The sequence below is a fragment of the Bacteroides propionicifaciens DSM 19291 = JCM 14649 genome, from assembly GCF_000375405.1.
Taxonomy (GTDB): domain Bacteria; phylum Bacteroidota; class Bacteroidia; order Bacteroidales; family Bacteroidaceae; genus Bacteroides_E; species Bacteroides_E propionicifaciens.
In genome coordinates this window covers 59,505-69,453 of sequence record NZ_AQWS01000017.1, presented here as the reverse complement: position 1 = coordinate 69,453, position 9,949 = coordinate 59,505, and the positions used below count along the sequence as shown (strand labels likewise).

9 protein-coding genes are annotated in these 9,949 nt (G+C 38.6%); 1 reads left to right on the top strand and 8 read right to left on the bottom strand.

What is annotated here, in order from left to right; translation table 11 throughout:
* The 3 genes from B091_RS0106870 to B091_RS0106860 all read right to left on the bottom strand — a co-directional run.
* The coding region (locus B091_RS0106870; RefSeq protein ID WP_018109275.1) for a transposase at nucleotides 1-196 on the bottom strand (196 nt) is incomplete at its 3' end.
* Between the two features lie 100 nt (nucleotides 197-296).
* Nucleotides 297-857 (bottom strand): GNAT family N-acetyltransferase, encoded by a 561-nt coding sequence (locus tag B091_RS11885; RefSeq protein ID WP_018109274.1) that lies wholly within the window; start codon nucleotides 855-857, stop codon nucleotides 297-299.
* A gap of 25 nt (nucleotides 858-882) precedes the next feature.
* Nucleotides 883-2,166: a M64 family metallopeptidase gene (locus tag B091_RS0106860; RefSeq protein ID WP_025069495.1), complete on the bottom strand. Its 1,284-nt coding sequence runs from the start codon at nucleotides 2,164-2,166 to the stop codon at nucleotides 883-885.
* A gap of 138 nt (nucleotides 2,167-2,304) precedes the next feature.
* On the opposite strand from B091_RS0106860, the gene B091_RS0106855 reads away from it, so the two are divergent.
* The gene (locus tag B091_RS0106855; protein ID WP_018109272.1) at nucleotides 2,305-2,778 is read left to right on the top strand and encodes an Lrp/AsnC family transcriptional regulator; all 474 of its coding nucleotides are present in this window, start codon (nucleotides 2,305-2,307) and stop codon (nucleotides 2,776-2,778) included.
* 6 nt (nucleotides 2,779-2,784) lie between these two features.
* On the opposite strand, the gene B091_RS0106850 is transcribed toward B091_RS0106855, so the two are convergent.
* The 5 genes from B091_RS0106850 to B091_RS0106830 form a co-directional block, all read right to left on the bottom strand.
* Nucleotides 2,785-3,279: a dihydrofolate reductase gene (locus tag B091_RS0106850; RefSeq protein WP_018109271.1), complete on the bottom strand. Its 495-nt coding sequence runs from the start codon at nucleotides 3,277-3,279 to the stop codon at nucleotides 2,785-2,787.
* A gap of 13 nt (nucleotides 3,280-3,292) precedes the next feature.
* On the bottom strand, nucleotides 3,293-4,087 hold the full coding sequence (locus B091_RS0106845) for a thymidylate synthase (protein ID WP_018109270.1): 795 nt from the start codon (nucleotides 4,085-4,087) through the stop codon (nucleotides 3,293-3,295).
* Between the two features lie 112 nt (nucleotides 4,088-4,199).
* Nucleotides 4,200-5,441: a cardiolipin synthase gene (gene cls / locus B091_RS0106840; RefSeq protein WP_025069496.1), complete on the bottom strand. Its 1,242-nt coding sequence runs from the start codon at nucleotides 5,439-5,441 to the stop codon at nucleotides 4,200-4,202.
* Between the two features lie 230 nt (nucleotides 5,442-5,671).
* Nucleotides 5,672-6,850, bottom strand: a complete 1,179-nt coding sequence (locus tag B091_RS0106835; protein WP_025069497.1) for a TolC family protein — start codon at nucleotides 6,848-6,850, stop codon at nucleotides 5,672-5,674.
* A gap of 4 nt (nucleotides 6,851-6,854) precedes the next feature.
* Nucleotides 6,855-9,938, bottom strand: a complete 3,084-nt coding sequence (locus B091_RS0106830) for an efflux RND transporter permease subunit (RefSeq protein ID WP_018109267.1) — start codon at nucleotides 9,936-9,938, stop codon at nucleotides 6,855-6,857.
* Between the last annotated feature and the right edge of the window lie 11 nt (nucleotides 9,939-9,949).

Genomic DNA, 9,949 nt, shown 5'->3' with positions numbered 1-9,949 from the left:
TCTTCGTAGAATATCCATTACGGCTATTATCCTCTTTTCTATGACTGTGTTTGTCATAATCTAAATGAGCATCCAGCTCACCTTCGAGCATTTTCTCTATACCTCGCTTTTGAATGGACTTAAGGAAGTTGTTTAGTTCTTCACCTGTTTTGAACTGTTTAAAGAACTCATCGGGGATTAAATCTTCTGTTTTCATACATGTCTAAGTTTTTTATTATAAAACAACGGCTCAGGTAAAGTTGTTACCCAAGCCCATCATTTTAACTTACACACTTTATGAGAGGTTGTCATTTTCTTTATTCTACAATATCAAACTTTGAGTCGATACTGAAATTATAAACCTCTCTGTATAGCTTAGTCTTAATTTCTCTGTGGTCTTTGTCTTGATCAAGATCGCCTCTGCTCATTAAAACCATTGGCACTGCAAGGCCGTTTGGTCTATAGGGCGGTTGAACATAATCCTTATTCCAAGCTTCAAATTTATAGCGTTGGTAGAAGCCTATTCTGCGTCTTGCAATTTCCGTATCGGGTAACTCAACTTCGAGGATTAATGGCTTGTCGATTTCTTTCTCTAAAAGGTCTAGCACTTGTTTGCCGTAGCCATTATTACGTAGTTTGATGTCAATGGCAAAGTGTTCTATGAAGTAGCATTTGCCAAGATCCCAATAAGTCACAATACCAACTGGTTTATTCTTATCTAGGATTATATTGTTTTGGAACATCTTACTCTTGTCCGACAGCATTCTCCAATGTTCTAAAGGTCTGTATTCCTCTATGGGGAATGATGTGACAAGTAGCTCTTCGGCATAGCGATACAATTCTATGTCGCTAGTATTAATTCGTTTTAGCTCAATCATTAAATTATTATTCTTAATATAGTCGTTATTCTTCTGTGTAAAAGTGTATTAATTTCTTTAGTGCTTCTTGGCAAACTGGGCAAAACTCAGGATAGGTATTTGTTCTCATTCTGCAATCTACAGCGGGTCTATAAACCCCTTTGGTCGCATAGCCTCCACCTTGGTATACTCCAATAGGATACTTTGACTTCTCACTTTCAGGAGTTGGTATTGGCGTATTCTCTTTTAATTGATTCTTCCATTTTTTGTCGAATTGTACGAGTGTTGTTATATTCTGTTCCCAAGGTTCTACATTGAGTGGGTAAATTTCATCTGCCAAATCAGATACATCTTCTTCGTAGAAGTACTCGTCTGCTAAGCCTCCAAAGCTATGACCAAACTCATGTACTACAACAGCACCAAAAGTCTCGTGGTGAGCAGCTGTAAGGGTATACGCATTGTATATCCCTCCACCACCATATTGGTTAGTATTAGCTAAGATTATAATATGTTCATAAGGTATTCCTGCCAATGCATCGTGTATGGCATAAACTTTACTTGTAGTGAGATATCGCTCAGAATAGAAAGTGTCAAAATGTGAACTGAAAGCCGTTGAACGCCACCTGTCTTGGTGTGGAATACTTACACCTCTGTCGTTGGACTGACTGCTTACTGCTACAAAATTGAAGTGGTTCTGTAGGCTTTGAAAAGGTTCATGCGATAAAATACTTTCTACAGCTTTCTGGGCATCAGTATAGAATGCGTTCATTTCTGGAGCAGTGTACCCTTCGGCTAAAATAACTACATTGATAGGGTTCTTAACATCTCCCTTATGTATTATTCGGTATGGGGTAATATCTTCAAAACCTTTCTTGCGGATGAGTATATCTGCTGGCCTTACCGTGTGTGTAAGACGTGCTATTTCCTTATGACTCATATCCGATAGAGTGATTGTTACTTCCACTTCGGCCTTAGGATAAGGAATTAAACAGGTGTTTTCATAAGCTCTTCGCGTAGTTTTGGCTTCATTTGTGTCGAGCCACTCTTGAAATAGTGACGAAAATGAGTTGGTGTAGATGAGTTTTCCTGTTGCCTTATCTTTGATCTGGATATTTCCATTGCCTTTAAGCGGATTAACTGTGAGTCTTTTAGTTTTACCCGCCCATTGAGGGTATTGTGATAGTGCCTCTAAGCTAATATTCCTTGAATTAGTGTCGCCACTAAATATATAATCTAATCTTAAGGTTTTGTGTTCAAAGTGAAGATCGAAGCCTTGTGCATTCACGACAAATGAAACGCATATACTTAATATACAAAGGATTGTTCTCATGATGAATGTTCTTAATTAATTGGTGTTTTCTTCAGTAGTGTCTCTACTTATTGTTCAAAGTTTAATGTGACGATATGCTTAATATTTTACAATTATATGCTACCTTTGATTACGATAATCAATTAAATAGTGATAGATATGAGTAAATACGAATTGGACGACCTTGATAGACAAATTTTAAAATTAATATCAGAAAACGCTCGTATTCCTTTTTTAGAAGTTGCTCGTGCTTGTAAAGTTTCTGGTGCTGCTATTCATCAACGCATACAGAAGTTGACAGGTGTTGGAGTAATTAAAGGATCACAATATGTCTTAGATCCTGAAATGGTTGGGTTTCACACTTGTGCTTACGTAGGTCTATTTTTAAAAGAGCGGGAAAACTTTAACTCAGCAATCACTGCTTTAAAAGCTATCCCTGAGGTTGTCGAATGTCATTTTACTACTGGACGTTACGATATCTTTATTAAGATTTATGCACGTAATAATAATGATCTCTTAAACATAATACATAAAAAGTTGCAGCCTCTAGGCTTAGCTCGTACAGAAACTTTGATTTCTTTTAATGAAGCAATCAATAGACAAATTCCTCTTGATGAATTAGCTACGGAATAATAAAACTTATACTTTGATATAGGTTACGTAATCAAAACTAAAAGCGTGTTTTTCGTCTGAGGGATGAGAAATACGCTTTGTTTCTTTCCATTGCTTTTTGTCAATTTTCGGGTAGAAGGCATCCGCATTTTCTACGCTGCTATTCACCTCAGTAATTTCTAAACAGTCTGCCAACTCAAGAGTCTGACGGTATATTGTTTCTCCTCCCATAATAAAAACTAATTCATCATTCTTGCAGTTATCCAATGCCTGCTCAATAGAATCGTAAAGCTCTGTTGAGGGATAAGGTGTTTTAATCGTTTTAGAGAGAACTATATTACGTCGATTAGGCAACGCTCCTTTAGGAAGTGATTCAAAGGTTTTACGACCCATAATTATTGTATGGCCCGTAGTGAGTTCCTTGAATCTTTTAAGGTCGTTTGAAAGTCTGTAAAGTAGTTGGTTTTTATAACCTATAGCATTATCGTTGTCGATAGCTACGATGTGAATAATCTTAGGCATAGCGTTTATGATATTAGATAGATACTTTACCCGCAATATGTGGATGTGGGTTATAATCAATCAGGCTGAAGTCTTCAAAGTTAAACTGGTCTATCTCTGTAACTTCTGGGTTTAAAATCAGTTGAGGTAGCTTTCTAGGCTCTCGAGAGAGTTGAAGGTCTACTTGCTCTAAATGATTTTTGTAGATATGGGCATCTCCTAATGTATGAATAAATTCACCGGCTTCCAAATTAGTGACCTGCGCCATCATCTTCAGGAGTAGGGCATAAGATGCAATATTGAATGGAACTCCAAGAAATATATCAGCACTTCTTTGGTAAAGCTGAAGGCTTAGTTTGCCATTGGCAACATAGAATTGAAACAGAATATGACAAGGAGGTAATTTCATATCGTTGAGACAACCCACATTCCAAGCGTTTACAAGTATGCGTCGAGAGTCTGGGGTTTCCTTGATCATACGTACTGCTTCTTTGATTTGGTCGAAGCTTTCACCATTATAGCCAGGCCATGAACGCCATTGATAGCCATAGATTGGTCCTAATTCTCCGTTCTCTCCAGCCCATTCGTTCCAAATACGAACACCATTATCTTGAAGATACTTTACGTTAGTTTCTCCTTTTAAAAACCAAAGTAGTTCGTATATTATGGACTTCAGATGTAGTTTTTTTGTTGTTAGGCAAGGAAATCCCTCTGCCATATCAAAACGCATTTGGTGTCCGAATACGCTGATTGTACCAGTTCCAGTTCTATCTTCTTTTTCAGCTCCTTCGGCTTTTACTCGTTTGAGTAGGTCTAAATATTGCTTCATGATGGGTATATCTTATTCTATGACTGCAAAGGTATCAAAAAAAAAGCGAATCTTAATATTTGCCCTTCATTTACATTCGTATTACAAAATCAATTAGAGCAAGTTTAGAGTTCTAAAGAAATGGTGTTAATAACCCACCAAACCAGCCCATGAATTTCTTCATGGCAGATCTTTGCTTCCAATTTTCTGGAGTTAATAATGTACTTCTGTAAGTGTCATTTACAAATAGAGTATCGAGTTGGGCCGTAATTCCCTTATCGAAGATAAAGGCATTGGTTTCGTAGTCGTATCTTAAGCTTCGACTGTTGAGGTTTGCACTGCCCACAGTACAAAAAGTATCGTCAACAGTCATAATCTTAGTGTGATGAAAACCTCCATCAAAAAAATAGATGGTAGCTCCAAGTTTACGGAGTTTATTGACAATATAGGCCGAAGTTTCGGGTGTAAAAGGTATATCTGCTTTTGAAGGCACCATGATTTCTACCTTCACACCTTTAGCTAAAGCTTTTCGGATAGCCCTTTTTATGGTCTTAGTGGGAATAAAGTAGGGGTTTATAATTCTTACCCTATGTTGAGCCGATAAAATAGCAGCACTGTAGATATCTCTCATAGCGCTAGGTGTTTTTCTAGGCAATCTATCGACTATAGCTATTGGTTTTTGCAGGCTATCGGGGATTTGAATAGGGTCTGGGTAATATTGAGGACCTCCCACGTGTTGCTTTGTTTGCGTATTCCAGGTGTTGATGAAGATCTCTTGTAAATAACGTACAGCACTTCCTTCAATACGCATGTGCATATCATACCAATTACCTACTTTTGGGAGGCCATGGATATAATAATCTGCAATATTCATTCCTCCAGTATAACCAATTAGTCCATCAATCACCACGATTTTACGATGATCTCGGTGGATTGCATGGTTTATATAAGGAAAACGCATAGGGTCAAACTTGACAATTTCAATACCTAAGCTCCTGATTTGGTCAAGGTGTCTTCGTCTTAAAGGCTTATTGTTTGACCAATTACCGAAAGCGTCAAATAGGGCTCTAACCTTCACTCCATGTGCAGCTCTTTCGGCCAAAGCCTCGAATACAGCTGCCGCAATTGAGTCATTCCTGAAATTAAAATACTCTAGATGAATATGGTGTTTTGCTTTTTTTATATGTGCGATAAGGTCTTCAAACTTTTCTTGTCCACTAGTAAGAAGCGTTACGTTATTATTCTCCGTGATAGGTATTCCGTAATCTTCGACATATTTAGCAAATATCGAATCACTAGTAAGTTTCTCTTGTGCATCAAGATGAAAGCTTCCAAAGAATATAACAGTAACTATCAGAAGTATATATCGTTGCAAAATAGATAAGTTTAAGATTTGATTTGCAAAGGTACAATTAATTCGTCTTTTTAGTAAAATTGAACCATAAAGAATCGTTAACAGGCTATAATAGAACATACTTATTCTAACTCTCCTATTGCCTATTAAGAAAAGAGGTCGTTGCAGCTAATGCAACGACCTCAGAGAGTTATGTTTTCTAATCGAATCGTACGATCAGAAGTTTGTATCTGCTCAAATGAGTCAATACATTATAGACGATGTTTATATAACTGAGCTATCTGTTTTTGGTAGATATTTGATATCTGAATATAGTTTTCCAAGCTTTGGTAAGCTGTAGCTAGTTCAACAAAATAGGCTGTCATGCTCATCTCTCCACCTTGAAGTGCATCTTGCAATAGTCCGAGTAGCTGATCAACATCCAATGTCGATTGGTAGATATCCATCTGCTCTTTCATTGCAGCAGCTTCTTGATAAGCCTGATAGATGTCCGACTCTAATTTTGTACGAACTAAGTCGTGCGAATATGACTTGCCGATAGCTGTGGCTTTTGCACTGCTAACCTTACCTCGATTATTAAATAAAGGGATAGACATTCCTACAGCAATTCCGTTAGAATGAAACCCTGTGCCACTATTTCTTTTGTAGCCTACCGATAAATTTGGTAACCAGCCAGCTCTACTAACAGCAATCTGCTTTAAGGCCGACTCGTATTCATTCTGAGTAAATTCTAAGTTTGGATTTGAGCCCAAAGCTTCACCTCTGATTAATTCATAAGCTGGTAAAGCGATATTTGCATAGGTATTCGCATTAAACTCTATAGGTGTGTTACCATTGAGTTGCATCAGCTCAGTCTTCTTTTTCTTGAGTGTAGCCGAATTAATGGTATACTCTGTTTGCAGATTAAGCTTTTCAAGCTTAATCTTATTTACCTCAATGCTTGTAGCATCTCCAGCTTTGAGCATCTGTGAATAGAGTTGATCAAGCTGATTTGCATACCCCATTCTACGTTGGAGGATGTCTATAAGCTGATTGAGCATAATGATATCCAAGCAAACTTCTTTAGCTTGCAATAAGATATCTTGTCTTTGAGCTTGAAAGGCCGACTCCAAAGCATTAATTTGTTTTCTGTTGGCCTTGTTCCTGTGGATGTAGGCTGTAGGGAATTCAAACTCTTGCATTACTACCAGCTCTGTCTCCGAGTCTTTTTTATCTTTAGAGTCCCAAACCTGAGCATAAGAGACCGTTGGATTCGCCAAGTTATTGGTCGATTTAGTGTCCCAAACCTGAGCTTTCATCAGCTCCTGATTAGCTTTTAGCTCGGGGTTATTGCGTTCGATTTGTTTTAATAATTGATCAAGGCTCTCTTGAGCGTCTAGTTGTTGGAAGGATAAAAACATTCCAACAACTATTAGTATATATTTAGTCATATCATTATTTCGTTTTATGCATTTTCTGATAAACAATAGGTATGATAAACCCATTGAGCAAAGTTGAAGTAAGCAGACCACCCAAAATTACTTTGGCCATTGGACTTTGAATCTCATTTCCTGGTAGGTCACCACTAATTGCTAGTGGAACGAGGGCCAGTGCAGAGGTTAAAGCCGTCATCAATATGGGGTTCAGTCGGTCTAGCGATCCTTTTATGATACTTTCATCCAAGCTCAAACCATCAATCTCCTGTAGGTGGTTGTAATGGCTTATAAGCAACATACCATTACGAGTTGCAATCCCGAAGAGTGAAATAAATCCGATAATTGCTGGGATGCTTAACTCTCCTGTCGTAAAAGAAAGTACAAATACTCCCCCGATTAGCGCAAGTGGAAGATTCAGTAAGATAGCCCCTGCCTCTTTAGCACTCTTAAATTCGGTGTAAAGCAATAGGAAAATCACTATAATCGACATAAGAGATGTGATAGCAAGTGTTCTGCTCGCAGCTTGTTCACTTTCAAATTGGCCACCATATTCGATATGATAGCCTTCGGGCAACTGGATTGTTTGTTTAACTCGATCTTGGATCTCGTTAACTACACTTCTCAAGTCTCGCTCAGCAATATTGGCCGAAATAACAATCTTACGTTTAACATTTTCTCTGCTAATCGTATTGGGGCCCATGGCAGAACTAATTTCAGCAAGCTGATTAAGTGGCACTTTCTTTCCATCGGGTGTATCAATAAGAAGGTTTTTAATCTTCTCCATCGTGTCCTTTGAGTCGTGATTAACCTTGACAATCAAATCGAATGATTTGCCCTGTTCATAAACTTGCGAAACGACTTCACCAGCAAGGTTTACGTTGACAAATTCAGAAAACTCTGGAAGCGTAATACCGTACTTTGCAAGTAACACCCGGTTAGGGGTAATTTTAAGCTGTGGTCTTTCAATCTGTTGTTCTACATTGAGGTCGACAATACCTTCAATGCTTGCTATTTCTGCTTTGATATCGTTTCCGATACTAAACATTTCATTCAGATTTGTTCCGAAAAGCTTAATTGCAATATTGGCTTGTGTTCCCGATAGCATGGCATCAATACGGTGGCTGATGGGTTGACCTATCTCTATCATTGCTCCGTTTATGCCCCCTAACAACTCACGAATCTGGGCAACCATCTCATTTTTGGTCCGATCTTTAAGTACAAATGGTGCCTCAATTTCGGAGGTGTTAACTCCTAGAGCATGCTCGTCGAGCTCGGCACGACCAGTTTTTCGGGCTACGGTTTGAATCTCGGGGATAGTCATTAGTAACTCTTCTGCTCTTTGTCCTAGATTATCACTCTCTTCTAAAGATATCCCCGGAACTGTACTCACATTAATCGTTAATGATCCCTCGTTGAAGGGTGGTAAGAAGCTGTTTCCGAGCCCAAACATTATTGCCACAGCAATTACAAATAGGACAAGAGTAGTTCCTACAGTAGTCTTCTTATGTCTTAGCACCCAATTCAGGCTTTTACCATAATATTTCTTTAGCCAAACTGCAAGAAATGCTTCTTTGGGGATTTTATCACTCTTCTCCGTGTTGAGTAAGTAACTACATAATACGGGAGTAAGGGTTAGAGCAACTACTGTTGAAGCCAAAAGTGCTGTAACAAATGCGATACCAAGTGGTACAAGCATTCTACCTTCCATGCCACTCAAAAAGAATAGTGGCACAAAACTGGCAATGATGATTAGTGTTGAGTTTAATATGGGCATTCTGACCTCTTTTGAAGCTTCAAATACCACCTCTATAGTGCCGAGTCGCTCTTCCTGTGGTTTGATTTTATTTTCACGAAGTCGCTTATAGACATTCTCTACATCGACAATTGCATCGTCGACTAGTGACCCAATAGCAATAGCAAGCCCACCCAAGCTCATCGTATTGATGGTTAGGTTGAGATAATGCATTACTAAGATTGCAGTCAAGAAAGAGAGTGGTATAGTTACCAAAGATATAATCGTAGTTCTGATGTTTGCCAAGAATAAGAAAAGTACAATTACCACGAATATTCCACCTTCAATAATTGCTTGTTCGACATTACCAATTGAGTTTTGAATAAACTGACTTTGTCTGAAAATATCGGTACTAATCTTAACATCGGCAGGTAGGGTTTGCTTTAGATCTTCTAGAGCTTCTTCTATTGTCTGGGTTAACTCTATAGTACTTGTTTGGGGTTGCTTATTGACGGTTAATAATACAGCAGGTTTGCCTTTTTCCGAGGCTGTTCCAAGCTTGGGCTCTTTGGCTCCAATTTTAATTTTTGCAACATCTTCGAGTAAAACGGGTTGGTTATCTACAGCTTTGACTACTGCCTGTCCTATCATATTTACATCGTTAGTCGAGAGAACCCCTCTAACAATATATTCGTTGCCATACTCATAAATCACACCACCGTTGGTATTTATATTCATGGCTTTGGATGCGTCTAAGACTTCATTGAGTGAAACATTATAGTGTTTCATGCGAATCGGGTCGAGTAAAATCTGATACTCCTTAACATCACCACCTAGTACAGAGACCTGAGCTACTCCACCTGTTGATAGCAAACGGGGTCGGATACTCCAGTCGGCTAGGGTGCGCAGGTCGAGCATCGATATGCTATCTGCTGTTAACCCTATGATAAGCATCTCACCAAGTATTGATGATTGTGGCCCTAGTGTTGGTTTTCCTACATTGTCGGGCAAGTTTTCAGTAACTACCGCAAGTTTTTCAGAAACGATTTGTCGGGCAAGATAAATATCCATATCCCAATCGAATTCAACCCAAACTACAGAAAAACCTGTAGTCGAAGATGAACGTACTCTTCGTACACCTGTAGCTCCGTTAACCGAAGTTTCTACTGGGAAAGTTACGAGTTGTTCTACCTCTTCAGCAGCCATACCATTAGCCTCTGTCATCACCACTACTGTGGGAGCATTCAAGTCAGGAAATACGTCGATTTCAGTCTGCTTAGCTATGTAAGAACCACCTATAATCAAGAGAACTGCAGCGAATAGAACAACAAGCCTATTCTTTAGAGAATATTCTATTATTTTGTTTAGCATGTCTTTTGATT

What these genes read in the sequence shown, in the direction of transcription:
- B091_RS0106845 (WP_018109270.1), bottom strand. Translation starts at nt 4,087, where the DNA reads ATGAAGCAATATTTAGACCTACTCAAACGAGTAAAAGCCGAAGGAGCT.
- B091_RS0106860 (WP_025069495.1), bottom strand. Translation starts at nt 2,166, where the DNA reads ATGAGAACAATCCTTTGTATATTAAGTATATGCGTTTCATTTGTCGTG.
- B091_RS0106850 (WP_018109271.1), bottom strand. Translation starts at nt 3,279, where the DNA reads ATGCCTAAGATTATTCACATCGTAGCTATCGACAACGATAATGCTATA.
- B091_RS11885 (WP_018109274.1), bottom strand. Translation starts at nt 857, where the DNA reads ATGATTGAGCTAAAACGAATTAATACTAGCGACATAGAATTGTATCGC.
- B091_RS0106835 (WP_025069497.1), bottom strand. Translation starts at nt 6,850, where the DNA reads ATGACTAAATATATACTAATAGTTGTTGGAATGTTTTTATCCTTCCAA.
- B091_RS0106830 (WP_018109267.1), bottom strand. Translation starts at nt 9,938, where the DNA reads ATGCTAAACAAAATAATAGAATATTCTCTAAAGAATAGGCTTGTTGTT.
- B091_RS0106855 (WP_018109272.1), top strand. Translation starts at nt 2,305, where the DNA reads ATGAGTAAATACGAATTGGACGACCTTGATAGACAAATTTTAAAATTA.